18 protein-coding genes and 1 other RNA gene are annotated in these 19,527 nt (G+C 39.9%); 9 read left to right on the forward strand and 10 right to left on the reverse strand.

What is annotated here, in order from left to right; translation table 11 throughout:
* Positions 1-91: 91 nt before the first annotated feature.
* Positions 92-556, reverse strand: coding sequence for an SsrA-binding protein SmpB (smpB, locus tag BM266_RS16350; RefSeq protein WP_093411548.1), 465 nt, complete (start codon positions 554-556; stop codon positions 92-94).
* A 138-nt stretch (positions 557-694) separates the two neighbouring features.
* Here smpB and BM266_RS16355 point away from each other — a divergent pair, with 138 nt between their 5' ends.
* Positions 695-1,435, forward strand: coding sequence for a DUF6503 family protein (locus tag BM266_RS16355; protein WP_093411549.1), 741 nt, complete (start codon positions 695-697; stop codon positions 1,433-1,435).
* On the opposite strand, the gene BM266_RS16360 is transcribed toward BM266_RS16355, so the two are convergent.
* The 3 genes from BM266_RS16360 to BM266_RS16370 form a co-directional block, all read right to left on the reverse strand.
* Positions 1,432-1,956, reverse strand: coding sequence for a SixA phosphatase family protein (locus tag BM266_RS16360; protein WP_093411550.1), 525 nt, complete (start codon positions 1,954-1,956; stop codon positions 1,432-1,434). The genes BM266_RS16355 and BM266_RS16360 overlap by 4 nt on opposite strands.
* A gap of 196 nt (positions 1,957-2,152) precedes the next feature.
* On the reverse strand, positions 2,153-4,336 hold the full coding sequence (locus BM266_RS16365; protein ID WP_093411551.1) for a carbohydrate binding family 9 domain-containing protein: 2,184 nt from the start codon (positions 4,334-4,336) through the stop codon (positions 2,153-2,155).
* Positions 4,337-4,844: 508 nt separating this feature from the next.
* Positions 4,845-5,945, reverse strand: coding sequence for an esterase-like activity of phytase family protein (locus tag BM266_RS16370; protein WP_093411552.1), 1,101 nt, complete (start codon positions 5,943-5,945; stop codon positions 4,845-4,847).
* A gap of 123 nt (positions 5,946-6,068) precedes the next feature.
* Here BM266_RS16370 and BM266_RS16375 point away from each other — a divergent pair, with 123 nt between their 5' ends.
* Positions 6,069-6,254: a CsbD family protein gene (locus tag BM266_RS16375; RefSeq protein ID WP_093411553.1), complete on the forward strand. Its 186-nt coding sequence runs from the start codon at positions 6,069-6,071 to the stop codon at positions 6,252-6,254.
* Between the two features lie 66 nt (positions 6,255-6,320).
* Here the strand turns inward: BM266_RS16375 and clpB are convergent, their stop codons facing one another.
* The gene (clpB, locus tag BM266_RS16380; protein WP_093411554.1) at positions 6,321-8,927 is read right to left on the reverse strand and encodes an ATP-dependent chaperone ClpB; all 2,607 of its coding nucleotides are present in this window, start codon (positions 8,925-8,927) and stop codon (positions 6,321-6,323) included.
* Positions 8,928-9,109: 182 nt separating this feature from the next.
* Between clpB and ytxJ the strand changes: the two genes are divergently transcribed.
* Together ytxJ and BM266_RS16390 are read left to right on the forward strand one after the other, a co-directional pair.
* A complete protein-coding gene (gene ytxJ / locus BM266_RS16385; RefSeq protein WP_093411555.1) occupies positions 9,110-9,502 on the forward strand; it encodes a bacillithiol system redox-active protein YtxJ in 393 nt (130 codons plus the stop codon).
* Between the two features lie 81 nt (positions 9,503-9,583).
* Positions 9,584-9,814, forward strand: coding sequence for a hypothetical protein (locus BM266_RS16390; RefSeq protein ID WP_093411556.1), 231 nt, complete (start codon positions 9,584-9,586; stop codon positions 9,812-9,814).
* 41 nt (positions 9,815-9,855) lie between these two features.
* Here BM266_RS16390 and fahA read toward each other — a convergent pair whose 3' ends face one another.
* Positions 9,856-11,145, reverse strand: coding sequence for a fumarylacetoacetase (fahA, locus tag BM266_RS16395; protein WP_093411557.1), 1,290 nt, complete (start codon positions 11,143-11,145; stop codon positions 9,856-9,858).
* Between the two features lie 109 nt (positions 11,146-11,254).
* Between fahA and glyA the strand changes: the two genes are divergently transcribed.
* Positions 11,255-12,532 carry a serine hydroxymethyltransferase gene (gene glyA / locus BM266_RS16400; protein ID WP_093411558.1) on the forward strand — a complete coding sequence of 426 codons (1,278 nt, stop codon included), beginning with the start codon at positions 11,255-11,257 and terminating at the stop codon, positions 12,530-12,532.
* 94 nt (positions 12,533-12,626) lie between these two features.
* Here glyA and BM266_RS16405 read toward each other — a convergent pair whose 3' ends face one another.
* Positions 12,627-13,031, reverse strand: coding sequence for an acyl-CoA thioesterase (locus BM266_RS16405; RefSeq protein ID WP_093411559.1), 405 nt, complete (start codon positions 13,029-13,031; stop codon positions 12,627-12,629).
* Positions 13,031-14,083 carry a glutaminyl-peptide cyclotransferase gene (locus BM266_RS16410; RefSeq protein ID WP_093411560.1) on the reverse strand — a complete coding sequence of 351 codons (1,053 nt, stop codon included), beginning with the start codon at positions 14,081-14,083 and terminating at the stop codon, positions 13,031-13,033. Before BM266_RS16410 ends, BM266_RS16405 begins: the two co-directional genes overlap by 1 nt.
* A gap of 87 nt (positions 14,084-14,170) precedes the next feature.
* On the opposite strand from BM266_RS16410, the gene ffs reads away from it, so the two are divergent.
* From ffs to fsa, 3 genes are all read left to right on the forward strand, one after another.
* Positions 14,171-14,269: signal recognition particle sRNA small type (gene ffs / locus BM266_RS16415), an RNA gene on the forward strand.
* A 44-nt stretch (positions 14,270-14,313) separates the two neighbouring features.
* Positions 14,314-15,135 carry an SDR family oxidoreductase gene (locus BM266_RS16420; RefSeq protein WP_093411561.1) on the forward strand — a complete coding sequence of 274 codons (822 nt, stop codon included), beginning with the start codon at positions 14,314-14,316 and terminating at the stop codon, positions 15,133-15,135.
* 56 nt (positions 15,136-15,191) lie between these two features.
* Positions 15,192-15,848 carry a fructose-6-phosphate aldolase gene (fsa, locus tag BM266_RS16425; protein WP_093411562.1) on the forward strand — a complete coding sequence of 219 codons (657 nt, stop codon included), beginning with the start codon at positions 15,192-15,194 and terminating at the stop codon, positions 15,846-15,848.
* Between the two features lie 97 nt (positions 15,849-15,945).
* Here fsa and BM266_RS16430 read toward each other — a convergent pair whose 3' ends face one another.
* On the reverse strand, positions 15,946-17,424 hold the full coding sequence (locus BM266_RS16430) for a TlpA family protein disulfide reductase (RefSeq protein WP_175494833.1): 1,479 nt from the start codon (positions 17,422-17,424) through the stop codon (positions 15,946-15,948).
* A 123-nt stretch (positions 17,425-17,547) separates the two neighbouring features.
* Between BM266_RS16430 and BM266_RS16435 the strand changes: the two genes are divergently transcribed.
* Positions 17,548-19,179, forward strand: coding sequence for an ABC-F family ATP-binding cassette domain-containing protein (locus tag BM266_RS16435; protein ID WP_093411564.1), 1,632 nt, complete (start codon positions 17,548-17,550; stop codon positions 19,177-19,179).
* Positions 19,180-19,324: 145 nt separating this feature from the next.
* Here BM266_RS16435 and BM266_RS16440 read toward each other — a convergent pair.
* Positions 19,325-19,527 (reverse strand): transposase (locus BM266_RS16440; protein WP_139220680.1); only part of this gene is annotated, 203 nt, incomplete at its 5' end.

Raw genomic sequence — 19,527 nt, forward strand, 5'->3', positions numbered from 1 at the left:
ATACTACTTTGCTGCTCATGCTTAAAAATAAACATGATCACTTAATTATACAAAAAAGAGGCTGCCTTTTTAGACAGCCTCTTTTTTAGTTCTAAGAGTATTCTTTTTTGATTCTGTCGAGTTTGCGTTTGCTTTCCCGGTCTTTAATGGTTTCCCGTTTATCATATAGTTTTTTTCCCTTAGCCAGGGCGATCTGCATCTTAGCCAGACCACGATCATTGATGAAAAGTCTTAGAGGAATAATAGTCAAACCTGTGTTTTTCACCTCCTTTTCCAGTTTGCGAAGTTCTTTGCGCTTCATTAAAAGCTTGCGTTCGCTCTTTGGATTATGATTAAAGTGTGTGGCGTGAGAATATTCTTCAACGTGCATATTGATCACAAAAAGTTCATGGTTCTGAAATTCACAAAAACTCTCTGTGATAGATGCTTTCCCCTGGCGAATTGCTTTTATCTCTGTCCCGGCTAATTTAATTCCGGCCACGTATTTATCGAGAAATTCATATTCATACTTCGCCTTTCGGTTTTTTATGTTGATCGTGTTAGTCTTCTTTTTCATACTTAAGCAAAAATAGGAAGCTTATTTTAGAATTCGGTATAAGGGAATTGTAAATTATAAAGTCTGGCCTTCAGAAATATATTTTAGTATTAAATTCAAAGTACATTAATTACCTTTGAAGTTCATATTCCAAATAAAATGAAAAAAATCATCTTTTTAGCGGCCGTGAGCACCCTGTTGTTCTCTTGTAATCAGAATAAAGAGCTAACAGCTCAACAAATTATCGATAAGACCATAGAAAAAGCAGGGGGCGATAAGTATAATAATGCCGAGATCAGCTTTAAATTCAGGGATGCGGAATACAAAAGTACCCGGAACGGAGGTAAATTCCAACTGGAACGCTTTATAACCGATTCCACAGGTACTGAATATCACGATGTGATCAATAACGAGGGTTTTACAAGATACCATAAGGATTCTGTAGTTACCTTAAGTGATTCCATGAAAACCGTTTACAGCAATTCGGTTAACTCTGTGCATTATTTCGTGCAACTTCCCTACGGCCTTAACGATGCTGCGGTGAATAAAAAACTGTTAGGGAAAGATAGTATCAGAGATAAGGAATACTACGAGATACAAGTGACCTTTGAAGACACGGAAGAGGTAACCGATCACGAAGATGTGTACCTATACTGGATCGATACCGAAAACTTCACAATTGATTATATGGCCTACAGCTTTAAGATCAATGATGGGGGAGTCCGTTTTCGCAAGGCTTATAACCCCCAAACCGTAGGAGGGATAAGATTTGTGGATTACGAGAATTATAAGGCAGATGATCTGGATGTTCCGCTGCAAGAGCTGGATGAAAAGTATGAAGCCCGGGAGTTGGAATTACTTTCCATAATCGAGAATGAAAATATTGAAGTTAAGCTTTAATTGAAATAAAGCACTTCTGAAGTGCGCGTTCCGTCCGGATGGATCACTGCGATGAAAAGGCTGCCGTACTCCATCTCATCGAGATCTTCATACTTCTCCTCCTGAATAATGTAATTAACAAACTCAGGATTCAGATTGCTGTGGCCAACTACCAGTACGGTCTTCCCTTTTGTTTTCTTCTGAAAATTCTGATCGTTTAACTTTTCGGTATTAAAAAAGTCGATTTCTTTATCCTGGGAAGCGGCTATAGGTTTGGCGGTATTAAGCGTGCGTTTGTAGTTAGAGCTGAAGATGAGGTCGAAATCCACATCCCTGAAAACCTCTACCCATTTTCGAGCGCGTTCCACCCCGGCTTCTGTTAGTTCTGGATCTTTATTATCCGGATTCAGGGTGTCTTTTTCGGCGTGACGAATAAAATAATAGGTGGTTACTTCAGTATCTTTCATTTCTACTGAAGTATCTTCCTTCTGAAAGTTACAGGCCGTGATTATTATCAGTGAAAATAGGAGTAGATATTTCATTTTAGTGATTTTATTTAAATTTAATTCAATTCGATTTCCAGAAGGATGACTTGGGACCTAAAGCCTCTTGCAGACCTTTAGCAGTGGTTGCTTTTCGTTGGCTAAAACCGTATTTCATCCCTTCAATATTATCGATTATTTCCTCTACCTGAAAATTCTTCAGGAAAAATTTTGGCTCACCGATGACTCCCCATTTTTATAAATTCCACCAATAGGTGAGTTTTAGTAACAATGCTCTGTTTTGCACCTGAACTGGGTATGGAATATAATTATCGGTATAAACAAGGAATAAATCTGATGCTGGGCTAAAGCGCCACTGGAAACGACCATTTAAATTAAGGTTATCCATTTGTTCATTATACTGGGCAAAAGCCGTAAAGAATACCTTATTGGTTAGGGTAACATCCAACCGTGGTCCCACCAACCAGAATTTGGTATCCCCCCATTGCTCAGGTAGTTCCAGATCATTATATGTCGCGTTAAGAGAGATTCCCACATACGGCTGAAACCTATAACCCATTTCTGCAGCATAATTTGTCATCGCGCCATCTGCATAATAACCTCCTGTTCTGTACGATAAGGCATAGGTAAAAAGACTCTGAGGTTTAGAATTAAATTTAGCGCCCCAACGATACCATTCGTGTTGGGTGCCTGCGGCCAGTTCTATACCACTAAAATTGGTGGGGTCAAATGGCTGTTGCAGATTTACATAATCATGTCCTGCCCATATTGTTAAGGTGCTTTGACTATGAAACCGCAGCATATACTCCAACAAAGTCGAATTTTCGGTTTTTTCCCAGTTCTTATTAAAGAATATTGAAGTACTTAACTGGGGGCCATGATTTAGGATATATTTATTCTTTCCGAAAAAAAGGTAACCAATACTCGGATTGACCTTGTAATAACCTGTGCGGGGAATATAACCGACTTCAGCCTGGTAATTTTCCGATATATACTCATGTCTCCAGTTAAAATTCAGATTTCCACTGGCATATTGCAAATTGGCGGCGTGAATTAAATTTTGTTGGGATTCATTCGGGCTAAAGGACTTTAAAACCATTGCCTTGCCGGTCCAGATATTATTGGCTGAAGCAAGATTATATTCCAGTCCCAGGTTTCTGTTGAATTGGTTGTAGGGTTGGTGCTCTGATGAGGGGTCGGGGGAGTAGTTTAGTAATTCTTTATTAACGAAAATCGCCCTGATGTTGGAACGGGAGAAAACGCGTTTTTGTATCCCTATAACGCTAAAGTTTTGGGCTGGAAGCCCGATCTCATTTACTTTTCCAGTTTGCATACTCATGGCATTAATTCTCCAGTCATCACCTATGTTCCCACTAAGACGGGCACCGAAATCAATAGGAGCGTTAAGGCCTATGCGTCGTGAGAAAAAGGGCCTGATATTTTCATAACCGAAACCGGCCACTATATCTGCATTTTCCAGGAAGAACTGTCTGCGTTCGGGAAAAAACAGCTCAAACCGATCCAGGTTCGTGACCTGCCGATCAACCTCTACCTGGGAGAAATCCGGATTTATCGTGAGATCGAGGTTTAGGGAAGAACCTAACCCAATTTTGGCATCCAGACCAACTTCACTTCTTTTGTTTACCCCGTCTTCACCATTAAAATCCTTGCTTCCTCCTGCCAGTACATAAGGGATTAATGAAATATTTGATCCTGTTGATGGCGGGGTTTCATCCCAAACAAGGGTGCCTGTGTAGGCCAGAGAGGCTGAGGGAAATTGTCGGGGCACAGGAGCCCAGCTTGATTTTTCAGTGGTCTTTAGATCATTTCTGCCAAAATTAATGCCCCATTCTTTAATTCCTTTTTTATATCGTATGCTTTTAAAAGGTATAGCTGCTTCAAAAGTCCATTTATCCTCATAGTTTTTTACTGCCGAGATCCATTTGTTGTCCCAGCTCAGGTCCACAGAACCACCGTCATACATAAGTCCATCCCATTGAGCTCCGGCAGCATTTGCTCCAAAAGAAAAACCATTGGTTTGGTCATCAAAAGGATCCATGAATAAAAGAAAGTTATCGTTTTTGGTAAAGGAAAAATCTCTTCTTAATGATTCTACCATATAAGGACCTGGGACACCATGATGATTTGTTACAAAAAGATAAAGATTTTTTTGATCATAGGTCATTCTTACATCAGTGTGGACCTTGGCATAACTGGTATCAGTGGGGAGAATCATATAAAAATCAGTAGCGACATCTGCCTTTGACCAGGCTTGATCATCCATTATTCCATCAACTTTCACCGGAGATGTGGTTTTTTTGATGTGTAGCCGATAAGAACTGTTTACTTTTTGTGCGAAAAGACTACAATGAGACACCATAAAGAAGAGTAAAATAAAAGAAAGTAAATGTTTAAGCATTTTTATAGTTATTAGTAAAATTTTAAAGAATATTATTTATAATGTTTTATGACTTTTTACATATTATTTAAAATAAAAAGACCAATATAAAAACTTTTAATATATCCACGGGGTAGTGTTCTTGTAATTCTTTTCATTCTAAAGTTTTTCTTCGGGAAAACCGGGAGCGTGTTCTGGAGGCAATTTTAAATTCTTCCTATAACTTAGCGGGAAATGCACGGGAATGGCAGCGGCTATTGTTGTCATTGAGGAGATTGATTTAACTTCAATACAGGCATAAAGCCTAAATAACCCGGTTCATACCCAGGCTAGAAAACGCGAATAATAAATTTAAAGGTTGTTCCTGAGAAACACTTGGGATTGGAATAGGTAGAGTCGAGATCTGGTAATTAAGGTGTTTAATATGAATTGAATTGTTTACAAGGTCGAATAGCCATTCTACAATGTATTTCTTCTGAAAGTGGCCTCTGGTCAGATTTATTAAATCAGGAGTAGATATCCCATTTTATTAATTAGTGAATTCAATTTCTAAAAGGATGAACTGGGTGATTTGATGCCCAAAACTACTGAAATTATCATCTGATACCAATATTAGTGATTGTTTCCCATTAGGTAAAACAGGACCAAAGCTCATTCCTTCAATATTATCGATTATTTCTTCTTCCAGGAAATTCTTAACCGATTTAAAATTGAAAACTAGTCTTTTTTCCGCAGGTTTAAAATCGCTTTTACTAAGGTCTTCCATTGGAAGGGTGTTTGTCGCATTCGAGGCATCCACCTCAAAGATCTTTACGGTATTTCCCTTGGAACCATAGCCTGCGGAATAGGCTCTTTCCAGCACCAGGAATTTATCATCTGCATATTCTAATATTTCTGTCACTCCGTTCACTGCAAACCAGTTTATAGGGATTTTCGAAATTCCGTCCAGCTTGTAAGCAAATTGCTTTTCGGCCTTTTTGGTCTCTTTACTGAATTTGGTGATACGCACCGGCGAATTTGTCGGAAAGATCTTAGGTTTGGGACCATCTTTTTCCAGTGGAAGTTCCATGGCTACCCAAAACCCTGTTTTGTCCGTACTTTCCGCTAAACCTTCGAAAACACCGTTGTTTCTGGGTTTTTGAATTCCCGAAGCCTTAAAATATCCCGGGATTTCATAATGAAATAAATATTCTCCTTCAGAAGAAATATGAAAAAGTGAGGGATCTTTGCCATTCTGAATAGAACCTTCAGAACTTATTACAATTTCTCCGGTTTCCGAATTAAAACGTATGCCCTCCATATCGGGTGTGCTTTTCCTGAAAAAGGCCTCTTCTTTATCCAACCTGATAACTTCAGAAATAATCACGGTGTCGACGCTTCGGTTTATAAGGGGAATTTGAGCCTTATAGATTCGTGGGTTTGAAGGATTGTCCACCACCAAATAATAAGTGTTTTCGTGGAAATCTATCCCTGAAAGGCCACCTACTATCGTGCCGTCTATTTTCAGGCCTTGCTCAAGTACGAAATCGTCAAGATAAGTTATTCTAAAATTTTTATTCTCTAATGTCCTGGTAGTGGCACAGCTTGAAAACAGAATTACAGCTAAGAGTAAAAACTTGATTTTATTCATATAAGATTTCTTCAAGCGCCAAAAATAACAAATCCTTAAGATAAGAATATGAGTTTCTTGAGAGACTTTAGAAATGTAAGTCTTTAGATTTATGATTGGATTAATAACTAAAACCAAGATATTATGAATAATGATCAATTAGAAGGAAAGTGGAAACAGATTCGGGGAGAATTCAAACAGAAATATGGAGATCTCACGGATGATGATACTACCTATACCGAAGGTAAATTTGACGAATTGCTTGGAAGATTACAGGAGAAAACCGGTAAAACCAAAGAAGAACTCAAGAAAGAAATTGACAGTTGGTAGTTTTGTTAAATACTGACTGAATGATTCTTCAAAAGAAAGGGCCGCATTGAGCGGCCCTTTTTAATATTAATTGTTTTCTGCGAGATTTTCCTGGTTTCTGAAAACCATCTCCTCATTAAATTCATCGAGTAAAATAATACTGTCGGTATGTATGTTACCGGCAAGAATCTCTTTAGAAAGCTTATTCAAAACTTCCCGTTGTATCACCCGCTTCACCGGTCTTGCACCATACTGCGGATCGAATCCGCGAATTGCAAGAAATTTAATGGCTTCAGGGGTAGCATCTATGGTAATGTTCTGCTGTGCAAGCATTTTCTTTACACCTTTAAGCTGAAGCTCTACAATCTGATTGATGTCTTCCTGCGTTAACGGACTAAACATTACAATATCATCAATTCTGTTGATGAATTCAGGTTTAATGTTCTGCTTCAAGAGCGCCAACACTTCGGTTTTAGACATTTCCATCGCGGTGTCTATATCCTTAATAGTATCAAACTTCTCCTGGATAATATGGCTTCCCATATTTGAGGTCATTATGATGATGGTATTCTTGAAATCGGCTAGCCGACCTTTATTATCGGTTAATCTACCTTCATCGAGTAGCTGTAAAAGGATATTAAAGGTATCGGGATGTGCTTTTTCGATCTCATCGAGGAGCACTACTGAATAAGGTTTTCGGCGTACGGCCTCGGTCAATTGCCCACCTTCATCATAACCTACATATCCCGGAGGTGCACCTACCAGACGACTCACAGCGTGTCTCTCCTGGTATTCGCTCATATCTATACGAGTCATTGATGCTTCATCATCGAAGAGATATTCAGCCAGGGCTTTAGCAAGCTCGGTTTTACCAACACCTGTAGTTCCCAGGAATAAAAATGAGCCTATTGGCCTTTTCTGGTCCTGGAGTCCGGCACGGCTTCTTCTCACGGCGTCACTTACCGCGATGATAGCTTCTTCCTGCCCCACAACTCTTTTGTGAAGGTGATCTTCAAGTCTAAGTAGCTTTTCGCGATCGCTCTGTAGCATTTTTGTTACCGGAATCCCGGTCCATTTAGCTACAACTTCAGCGATGTCTTCCTGAGTTACTTCCTCCTGGATCAGGGATTTCCCTTCCTGTTTTTCGTCATGTTCCTGCTGAAGTTTCTCTAATTTTTCCTGGGCCTCCTTGATCTTACCGTAGCGTATCTCTGCAACTTTTCCGTAATCGCCATCTCGTTCGGCTCTTTCAGCTTCCAGCTTAAAATCTTCGATATCCGATTTTAGATTCTGAATATTATCTACTACAGATTTTTCATTTTGCCAGCGAGCATTCAATTCATTGCGCTGTTCCTTTAATTCGCCAAGTTCAGAACGAAGGACCTTCAGTTTATTTTCGTCTTTTTCCCGTTTAATAGCTTCAATCTCGATCTCCAGCTGCATAATCCTGCGATCCAGTACATCAAGTTCTTCGGGTTTGGAGTTGATTTCCATCCGTAGTTTGGAAGCTGCTTCATCCATAAGATCAATGGCCTTGTCAGGCAGGAAACGGTTAGTGATATAGCGCTGCGATAATTCTACAGCAGCAATGATCGCTTCATCTTTGATCCTCACCTTGTGGTGGGTCTCGTATTTCTCTTTGATTCCGCGTAGAATAGAAATCGCACTTTCAGTATCGGGTTCATCCACAGTTACCTTTTGGAAACGACGTTCCAGGGCTTTATCCTTTTCAAAATATTTTTGATACTCATCCAGGGTAGTAGCACCAATTGCTCTTAATTCACCGCGGGCAAGAGCAGGTTTTAAAATGTTAGCGGCATCCATTGCGCCCTGGCCACCTCCGGCACCAACAAGGGTGTGGATCTCGTCTATGAACAGCACTATATTTCCTTCACTGGAGGTAACTTCTTTTATAACGGCTTTTAGTCTTTCCTCAAATTCTCCTTTATATTTTGCTCCAGCGATAAGCGCTCCCATATCCAGGTTATAGATCACCTTGTCCTTAAGGTTATCAGGGATATCTCCTGCAATTATTCGGTGAGCCAGACCCTCGGCGATGGCGGTTTTACCGGTACCCGGTTCTCCAACCAGCATTGGGTTGTTCTTGGTTCGGCGGGAAAGGATTTGGAGTATACGACGTATTTCTTCATCCCGCCCAATTACCGGATCCAGTTTCCCTTCTTCAGCCATTTGGTTGAGATTCTTAGCGTATTTATTAAGGGCGTTATAGGTTTCTTCTGCACTTTGGGAGGTCACCCGATCTCCTTTTCTCAATTCTTCAATGGCTGCTTTTAAGCCTTTTTCGGTGGCGCCCTGGTCTTTTAGGATTTGGGCAACCTTACTGGAAGATTTAAAGATCGCCAGGATCAAATGCTCGATGGAAACATACTCATCATTCATCTTTTTGGCGATGATAGGAGCCTCATTTACGGTTTTACCTGCCTCACGGGAGAGGATTATGTCTCCACCGCTAACTTTAGGAAAACTCTCAAGAGTTTTATCCAGAATTTCGTTGAAGAGATTTACATTTATGTTCAGTTTTTTAAGCAGGAATGGCGTTACATTTTCGTCAACCATTGTTATGGCTTTAAAAATATGTTCGTTCTCAATTTGCTGATGCCCTAATTCCTGGGCCAGCTGTTGAGCCTGCTGAATGGCCTCTTGCGATTTTATTGTAAAGTTGTTGAAATTCATAGTCAAGATGTTTTTTCTGGATTAAAGCAATACCTATACCACTGAAAAATAAAGACAAAATGACCGATATCTCTAATTATTTACAGACAAAAAGTCATTTTAATTTAATTTTATGGAAAAATTTTTGAGATTTGGCGGGATATTAAAGTTATTAATAAATAAGATTAGAAAAAAGAAAAGCTATGGGATTATTTGATAAAATGTTTAAGAGTGAAAGAGATATTGTAAAGGAGGAAATTGAAAAGATTCCGTGGAAATATATTACCGAAGAGCAGGATATTGAGGAATTGGAAAAACAGTCTTTCAGCAAACCCGTGATTATCTTCAAATATTCTACCCGCTGTGGAATAAGCCGTATAACCTTGCGCAAATTTGAGAATGATCTGCCTGAAAACATGGATGTAGCCTTCTATTTTATGGACCTCGTTAAATACAGATCTTTATCAAACGAGATAGCAGAAAGATTCAAGGTGAGCCACGAAAGTCCGCAGCTAATTGTCTTAAAAGAGGGAAAAGTTCTTCATCATAGTTCCCATCAGGATATACATGCAAAACGGCTGTCAGAATATATTTAATTGGCCGTTTGCTGTTAAAAATGATATAATTCTTCAGGGATTTCCGGCTGCCTTTGTATCTTTTAAATAAAATCTGAAGAAATGACTAAAAAGGAAGATATCAGAAAATTGGAAGAAAACTGGAAACAGTTAAAAGAGGAAGACAAGGAAAGAGAGCTTGAGGAATTCCGGGATCGTTCTCAGAAGAAAAAGAATAAAAAGGAAAAAACTGAGACTGGGAAATCGGCTGAAGAAATTGCCGCCGATCAGGACCGCCAGAAAGAGGAATTTATGGACCTTAAGCAGCAGAAAAAAGATAAAGACAAAAAGTAAAAGTCTTAAAATAAAAAAGCCCGGTCTCCCGGGCTTTTAAATTATTTCTTTTTTGGTTGAAAGACAGGTAGGAGTTTGGTCCTTACTTCTCCAAAGCCTATTCGGCGATCCTTGCCTTTACAAAAACCACGCATAATTACCGTGTCGTTATCTTCAATGAATTTTCGTTCACTGCCATCTTTTAATTTAATGGGTTTTTCACCTTTCCAACTGAGTTCAAGCATAGAGCCATAGGAATCGGGTGTAGGGCCTGAAATAGTTCCCGAGGCCATCATATCTCCAGAATTTACCGGGCAACCATTAACGGTGTGGTGAGCCAGTTGCTGACTCATATTCCAGTACATATATTTAAAATTCGATTTTGCGAGAATATTCTCCTCGCCATTTTCAGGTTGTAAGGCAACCTCCAGGTTAATATCGAAACTTTTCTTTCCGCTACTTCTTAAATAGGGAAGGGGTTCTATTTCTGGTTTGGGGCTTTCGGTCCTAAACGGTTCGAGTGCATCCAAAGTTACAATCCAGGGAGAAATAGAGGAGGCAAAATTCTTGGCCAGGAAGGGCCCCAAGGGTACGTACTCCCAGGTTTGCATATCCCGGGCACTCCAATCGTTAAATATCACCATTCCGAAGATATATTCTTCTGCTTCTTCAATTGGAATTGGTTCTCCCAGCACGTTTGCATCTGTCGTTACAAAAGCCATTTCCAGTTCGAAATCCACTCGCTGGGAAGGTCCAAAAACAGGTTTGTCTGAATCCTTTGGTTTGGTTTGCCCTTGTGGACGGTGCACAGGAATTTCGCTGGGAATTATAGAAGAACTTCTTCCGTGGTATCCCACCGGAATATGCAGCCAATTAGGTAATAAAGCATTCTCAGGATCACGGAACATCGTTCCCACATTGGTAGCGTGCTCTTTGCTGGAATAGAAATCGGTGTAGTCACCAACCTGTACCGGCATTTGCATTTCGATCTCATCAAGGGTGAAAAGTACAGTTTGTCGGTGCTCTTTTTGATCCCTTAACTTTGAGTTTTCGGCATCAAAGATATCCGCGATGCGGTTTCGCACCAGACGCCAGGTTTTCTTTCCGTCTGAAATAAAATCGTTTAAAGTATCCTGCAGGAATATGTCATCGGTTAACGGAATCCCTTCAAAATAACCCAGTTGGTGCAGTGCTCCCAGATCTATGGCGTAATCACCAATACGGGTACCGATAGTAATTACATCATCCCGGGTTAAAAACACCCCAAAAGGAATGTTTTGAACCGGAAAATCGGTATCTGCGGGAGTATCCAGCCAGGTTTTTCTTTTAGGATCGTTAGCAGTAATAGGCATATATTTCTTGTTTTTTTGTTAAAATCTAATGCATCCAAATATATTATTTTCCTGCTATTAACCGAATGTATTTCTTACTTTTGAGGAATATTTAACGTAAACTATTGTAATGCAACGAGACACAGAACTTTTTGATTTAATAGCAGAAGAAAAAGAACGTCAGTTAAATGGATTGGAGTTGATTGCCAGTGAAAACTTTGTGAGCGAACAGGTGTTGGAAGCTGCCGGTTCAGTACTTACCAATAAATATGCTGAAGGTTACCCCGGAAAACGATATTACGGCGGTTGTGAGGTAGTAGATAAAGTAGAGCAACTAGCCATTGACCGTGTGAAGGAACTTTTTGGTGCAGAATATGCCAATGTACAACCTCATTCGGGCTCCCAGGCTAATACTGCTGTTTATCACTCCTGCCTTAAGCCGGGAGATAAATTCCTTGGTTTTGATCTTTCTCACGGAGGACACCTTACCCACGGCTCTCCCGTGAATTTCTCCGGAAAACTGTATCAGCCCGTTTTCTACGGAGTAGATAAGGAAACCGGAAGGATAGATTACGATCAGGTAGAAGAGATCGCTAAAAAGGAAAAACCTAAAATGATCATCGCCGGAGCATCGGCTTATTCCAGAGATATAGATTATAAAAGATTCCGGGAGATCGCCGATAAGGTAGGAGCTATACTTTTTGCCGATATGGCTCATCCAGCCGGTTTGATCGCCAAGGGATTGATAAGCGATCCCCTTCCTCATTGTCATTTAGTAACATCTACAACACACAAAACCCTTCGCGGGCCTCGTGGTGGAATTATCCTTATGGGAAAAGATTTTGATAATCCTTTTGGAGAAACCCTTAAAAACGGAAAGCCCAAGAAGATGTCGGCAATTCTGAATTCTGCCATTTTCCCCGGAAATCAGGGTGGGCCGCTGGAGCATATCATCGCTGCAAAAGCGGTTGCTTTCGGAGAAGCTTTAACCGATGAGTTCCTGCATTATATGGTACAGGTAAAAAAGAATGCGGCTAAAATGGCTGCTGCTTTTGTGGAAAAAGGCTACAAGGTTATTTCTGATGGAACCGATAATCATATGATGCTTATCGATATGCGAAATAAAGATGTGAGCGGAAAAGAAGCGGAAGAGGCGCTTGGTAAAGCTGAAATCACCGTGAATAAGAATATGGTGCCTTTTGATGATAAGTCTCCTTTTGTGACTTCAGGAATAAGGGTTGGCACTGCTGCAGTAACTACACGCGGCCTCACAGAAGCCGATATGCCTAAAATCGTAGACCTTATGGATCGTGTGATTTCTGATATTAATGATGATGCGGCTATTGAGAAAGTGAAAAACGAAGTATTCGAACTTATGAAAGGTCGTCCGCTTTTTAAGTGGGAATAAGATAACTAATATAGAATAAAGCTTTTTGAAATTTCGCTGGCTTCGGTCTTTTGATTTTTCAAAAAGCTTTTTTTATGCTCAATTTCACGAAGATTTACTGCTCAAAGATCTTTTTTAATTCTTCCGCTATTTTGGAAGGTTTTTGGGATTCCTTTTCCATCAACGCCCAGGTGGTTTTTGCCTCTACCAGTACTTTTTCGGTTTTAGCATTTTTAATGATCACGTGACGAAGAGATTTTACGTGTGAGGTTTCAGAAACATAGGTTTGCAGCAGAATCTCCTCGTTTAAAAAAGCCTGTTGTTTGTAATCGATCTCGTGGCGAACCACAATCCAAAAATATTTCTCCTGAAATTCCTGTGGCGCACGGCTTTCCCAATGCGCTTTAGCGACATCCTGTACCCACTGCACATATTGCACATTGTTCACGTGGTTTTGCTCATCTAGGTGCGAATTCTCAACCTTAAGCCTTTGCTCGAATATTTCAGGATTTGCAGCCATTACTTTTCTTTTATTTCAACCTCAAAAAGCTTATCCCAGTTCTTTCCTGTTACGTAAAGTTTACCCGAATTAGGATTCCAGGCAATGCCGTTTAACACATCTAATTTTTCGTGCTGGGTAACCTTTTCCCTTAATCCGCGGAAATCTATCAGGCCTTCAATTGCACCGTTTTCTGGATTTATGATGGCCACTCCGTCTTTCTGGTATGTGTTAGCATAGATTTTTCCCTCTACCCATTCGAGTTCATTCATCCGGGAGACGATGCTTTTATGGGTTGCGATCTGGATAAAGTCTTTTTCCGCCAGGGTCTCAGCATCAAGGATCCATATTTTTTCGGTGCCGTCGCTTTTATAGAATTTTTCTCCATCGTTGCAAAGGCCCCAACCTTCTTTACTTTGATTATAGCCAAAGGTCCCTGTTTGCTCGAAATTTCCAAGGTCGTATATAAGACCTACTTCTTCATTCCATGTGAGCTGGTAGATCTTCCCGTTTAGGATGGAAAGTCCTTCCCCGAAATAGTTATCCGAAAGAGCCTTCTTCTGAAGGATTTCTCCTGTTTTATAATTAGTTTTCCTCAAGCTGGAGGAGCCATACTGGCCTGTACTTTCATAAAGTGTGTCGTTGAAGAATTCCAGCCCCTGCGTATACGCATTTTGGTCGTGCGGAAATTCGTTTACAATTTCATAAGTGTAAGAAACCGGAGCAGAATTATTATAAATTTTCACGTCTGAAGTAATCGTGTCGGTTTTACCTTCGTAGAAAACTACAGCTTCAAAAATATGGTTTCCCAGTTTTACTTCCTCAAATTTGAACGACAAACCTGTTTCAGTGGTTGTTTTCAATTTTTTCTGCTGAAAGTAGTAAAGAACTGAATCTATTTCCCGCTCTTTTTTATTTTCAAGATTAAGCTTCAGGATCTCTCCCAGTTGAAATTCATTTTTATTTTTTTCGATTTTCAGGGAAAAATCAGAAGATTTTTTCGCAGAATTGCTTCCGCAGGAAAATATGGAAATACTTAATAATAACAGTAACAGGGACTTAAATTTGTTCATCGTTTCAGGCTGAATTTTCTATGGCTAAATTAACCATTTCGTATTAAAAATTACTTGCCAGAAGTAGGAAAGATTGTATATTTGCACCGGCAAGTCCCACACAACCAGCTCCTGCTGAATCCCCCAGGGCGGGAACGCAGCAAGGGTAGGCGGTCGTAGCGGTGTGATGTGGGTCGCTTGCCATTTTTTGTGTCTGGAATTCTCCTAATTTTATCGCATCTTTGTCGCGTATGAAAACAGATACTTATCCCCAAAAAACAGTATTGATAACCGGAGCTTCTTCCGGGATCGGAAAATCCATCGGCGAATTTCTTCAGGATAAGGGTTTCAAGGTTTATGGAACCAGCAGAAGTCCGAAAAAAGTTACCAGGAGCAAATTTCCATTACTTTCCCTAGATGTTACCAAAAACGAAACTATTTCTTCAGCGGTAAATGAATTAATCGAAAGAGAAGGTCGGTTGGATGTGCTGGTGAATAATGCCGGGGTTGGTATCACGGGGCCCATTGAGGAAACCCCTGATGAGGAGATAAGAAAAGCTTTTGACACCAATTATTTTGGCCCTATAAAAGTAATCAAGGCAGTTCTGCCATTTATGAGGAAACAAGGCTCGGGGCTTATTATAAATATCACTTCTATCGCAGGCTATATGGGCTTGCCTTACCGCGGCATTTATTCTGCCTCAAAAGGCGCACTTGAACTTACCACGGAAGCTTTCAGAATGGAATTGAAGGGTTTTAATATCCAAATGACCAATGTGGCCCCGGGAGATTTCGCAACCAATATAGCAGCGGGACGTTATCACGCTCCGGTACTTGAAGATTCGCCCTATAAAAAAGCCTACGGGAATACCCTGAAACTGATGAATGAGCACGTAGATTCCGGGAAAGATCCACAAATGATGGCCAAAGCGATATTCGAGATTATTAATACCCCAGAACCAAAGGGACACTACAAAGTAGGGGAGCTGTTACAAAAATTTTCCATCGGACTTAAACGCATCCTGCCCGATAAAGTATACGAGAGGATGTTGCTAAAACATTATAAATTGTAATTTTGTGAACCAGAATCCGGTAGCCCGGAAATACTAAACTTTTTAAAAACACAACTATGAAATTTTTTATTGATACCGCTAACCTGGATCAGATTAAAGAAGCCAGAGACCTTGGGGTTTTGGATGGAGTTACCACCAACCCTTCCCTTATGGCTAAAGAGGGAATTACCGGTAAAGACAATATTTTAAAACATTATAAGCAAATCTGTGACCTGATTGACGGAGACGTAAGCGCTGAGGTTATCGCTACCGATTTTGAGGGAATGATAAAAGAAGGCGAAGAACTTGCTGAACTTCACGAGCAGATCGTGGTTAAAGTACCTATGATTAAAGAAGGGATTAAGGCTATCAAATACTTTAGCGATAACGGAATAAGAACAAACTGTACTTTGGTGTTTTCTGCGGGGCAGGCGCTTTTAGCTGCTAAAGCCGGAGCTACTTATGTTTCTCCTTTTATCGGCCGTCTGGATGATATCTCTACCGATGGTTTGAATCTTATTGCTGAAATAAGATTGATCTATGATAACTATGGTTTTGAGACTGAAATTCTTGCGGCATCTGTTCGTCACACCATGCACGTGATTGAATGCGCAAAATTAGGTGCCGATGTAATGACCGGACCACTTTCTTCTATCGAAGGTTTGTTGAAGCATCCGCTTACAGATATAGGTCTGGAAAAATTCCTTGCCGATTATAAAAAAGGAAATAGCTAATTACCTGGATAAAATAGAATCAGATAAACCGCTTCTATGAAGTGCCCCCAAAAAGTTAGACACTACACTATTTGGGGGTATTTTTATGAGTGAATTTTTAATTATACCTGTTCAGAAATTCAAGAATCTCCCGTTCAAAAGACTTGGAATTTAATTGCGAACTTCCCCTGATAATCTCTCCCCCGGCATCTATAAAAAATGTCTTATTTAAATAGGCTTTGAGTAAATCACGGTCTATTCGGCTGAATGTTAAATGGAACTCCATCCCGGGTTTTCTGGTTTGGGCTTTCACGATCTCTGCCCAGTCGGCGTGTGTGTTATTGTCGATATTTATTCCCACGAAATCTACTTCGGGGTATTTTTTTCTTAAATTATCGATAATGTTTTGTTGCCAGAAAAAATGGTTTTTTGAAGCCATTGACCAATGGTAGGTGATCGTGGGTTTGTCAGAAATTTCTTTCAGCCTTATGGTGTCGCCTTTTACATTGCTTAATGGAAGATTTCCAATATTATTACCCGGCAAAAGACTCTTTTGCACCTCAGCCATTTGCTTTAGCTTGTTGAGCTTTCCCTTATCATAATTGGTTTCTTCCAGTAAATTTATAACCGAGTCAATAGTTTCTATTTTTTGAGAAAAAGTAATTCCTTGAGATCCCAAACGGTCGTAGTAGCTGTTCTTTATTTCGGGATTGCTAATGAGAGAGTCTGCCAGGATAATCTTATAGCTGATATTCCTAATGGAATTCAGGTCGAAACAATCATCGCTGGGAGGGAGTTTAGGGTCGCAACGTTCAATAGCCTTGGTCCTGAAATAATCATCGATAAAGTTGGTATAAACGTAATAGGTGTTCAGGTTTTCGCTTTCGAAATTTATATTTTTCCTGTAATCGTGAAAGTCTTCCGGAATTTCCTGAGCTAATTCCTTGAAGTATTTTCGGGTTAAAAAAGCATAACGTTCCTTAAAATGATAATACTGATAATTTATCCCGGCCCTTGCGATCTCGATGAACTTCTCAGAATAATCCTTTTTTTGAATTAATTTGTTGATTTGTTTGTTCTTAGTCCGGTAGATGGAATCTATTTTCTTGGAAAATTCTTCAGGATGATATTTATAATAGGAAAGAATCATTTGGCTTTCATCCTGATTTGCCAGATAAAGATCCAGTAAAAAATCACTCTTTTTAGCTCCCTCCCCACTAAAATTAATAGATTCATCAAATGCCAGGGTATTGAGCCAAATCAGGATACTATCCCCCGGCTGCAAGTACAAAATCTGATTTTCCGGTGGATGGTTAAATCGGTATATCCCTTCCTCAAGACCTTCAAAATACTTTCCGAATTGGTTGTTCTGATTCAGATAAAGGGTATCTAGAATGGTGTTATTTTTCGAAAGAATAAAAAATTTTGATTTAGGATTAACGATTTCTCCACCTATAAAAGTAGATTGGCGTTTTTCTTCCTCAGAATTACATCCGAGAATGCCAAAGCTAATCAAGGAAATCAAAAGCAATTTTAACTTCATGTAGGGCTCTAAATAGATACGTGGGTTTGTAGCTGTAATAGTAGTTAATGACAAATATAGTGGGTGTTAAAAGCCCTGAATGTTAATTGGTCGTTAAAAGAATATTTAAATCGTTAATCTTTAAATAATTGGGCTTAAATGGCTACTTTTGCAAAAAATTAAGACAAATAATATTTTATGCTTTCAGTATCAAATCTTTCGGTTCAATTTGGCAAACGCGTTTTGTTTGACGAGGTGAATACCACTTTTGCCCAGGGTAACTGTTACGGAATTATTGGCGCTAATGGTGCCGGTAAATCCACATTTTTAAAGATTCTTTCGGGGAAATCAGATCCTACCTCGGGTCACGTTCATTTAGAACCGGGCAAAAGGATGTCGGTATTAGAACAGGATCACTCGCTTTATGATGAACTTCCGGTATTGGAAACGGTCATGAAAGGGAATAAACCGCTTTTCGCCATCAAAAAAGAGATGGATGAGATCTACGCCAAGGAAGATTTTAGCGATGCCGATGGAGAAAGAGTAGGAGTGCTGCAGGTAGAATTTGAAGAAATGAACGGTTGGAATGCCGAGAGCGATGCTGCATCCCTCTTATCAAACCTGGGGATTAAAGCCGAGAACCATTATACTCTTATGAAAGATCTTGATGGGAAGCAAAAGGTAAGAGTGCTATTAGCACAGGCGCTTTTTGGAAATCCCGATGTGCTTATTATGGATGAGCCTACCAACGATCTGGATTATGAAACCATTAGCTGGTTGGAGAACTTTCTGGCTAATTATGATAATACCGTGATCGTGGTTTCTCACGACCGTCACTTCCTGGATGCGGTTTGTACCCATATTTCTGATATCGACTTCGGAAAAATAAATCACTTTAGTGGAAACTATACCTTCTGGTATGAGTCTTCCCAGCTTGCTGCCCGCCAGCGTTCACAGCAGAATAAAAAAGCTGAAGACAAAAAGAAAGAACTACAGGAATTTATCCAACGTTTCAGTGCCAACGTGGCCAAATCCAAACAGGCTACTTCCCGTAAAAAGATGATAGACAGGCTTAATATTGAAGAGATCAGACCTTCAAGTCGAAGATATCCTGCCATTATCTTTGATCGCGACCGGGAGGCCGGAGACCAGATTCTTAACATTGAAAAACTGGGAGCCAGCCAGGATGGGGAAACGCTCTTTAAAGATGTGAACATCAACCTTGCAAAAGGCGATAAAGTGGTGGTTTATTCCAAAGATTCCAGAGCTACTACCGCTTTTTATGAAATAATAAACGGAAATCAGGAAGCTGTTTTCGGGAAATATTCCTGGGGAGTTACGACTTCACAGTCTTATCTACCACTTGATAATGCCGAATATTTTGATAACGACCTCACCCTGGTTGACTGGTTGCGCCAGTATGCCAAAACCGATGAAGAAAGGGAAGAAGTTTACATTCGCGGATTCCTCGGAAAAATGCTTTTTAGTGGTGAGGAAGCCCTGAAAACTTCCAGAGTACTTTCGGGAGGGGAAAAAGTTCGTTGTATGCTAAGCAGAATGATGATGATGAGAGCCAATGTATTGATGCTCGATGAACCTACCAACCATCTCGATCTGGAATCGATCACTGCTTTCAACAATTCGCTGAAGAATTTTAAAGGAACAGTGATGTTTACCACACACGATCATGAGTTTGCACAAACCGTGGCAAACCGGGTAATCGAATTAACGCCTGGTGGTGCTATTGATCGTTACACGACTTTCGAAGAGTATATGAGCGATAAAAAGATCAAAGAACAACGCGAGAAAATGTATGCGGTGCAAGCATAACTGAAAGAATATTATTGAAATAAAAAGAGGCCGTCTAAAAAGTAATTTTTGGGCGGTTTTTTTCTTTTGTGTTATTTGATCTGTAGGCTCTGGTCAGTTTTTCCTATTTTTTTAAGAATGAAAAAAAGAAGTAGTATCTTTTCCCTTAGGCTATACTAAACTTCTTTAGGTTATGGGCCATTGCTATAAGCCCCATTTCGGTAGTTATTTTATCCATTCCCCGAAGCATAAACCTTTTGAAGCCCATATTTTGCTTAATATTCCCAAAAACGGCCTCTACATCCCAGCACCTTCGCTTACGATGGGTAATTCCTTTTTCGCTGAGTAGTAGGCGCTTTGCTTTTTTCT

Source organism: Salegentibacter flavus, assembly GCF_900115145.1.
GTDB lineage: Bacteria > Bacteroidota > Bacteroidia > Flavobacteriales > Flavobacteriaceae > Salegentibacter > Salegentibacter flavus.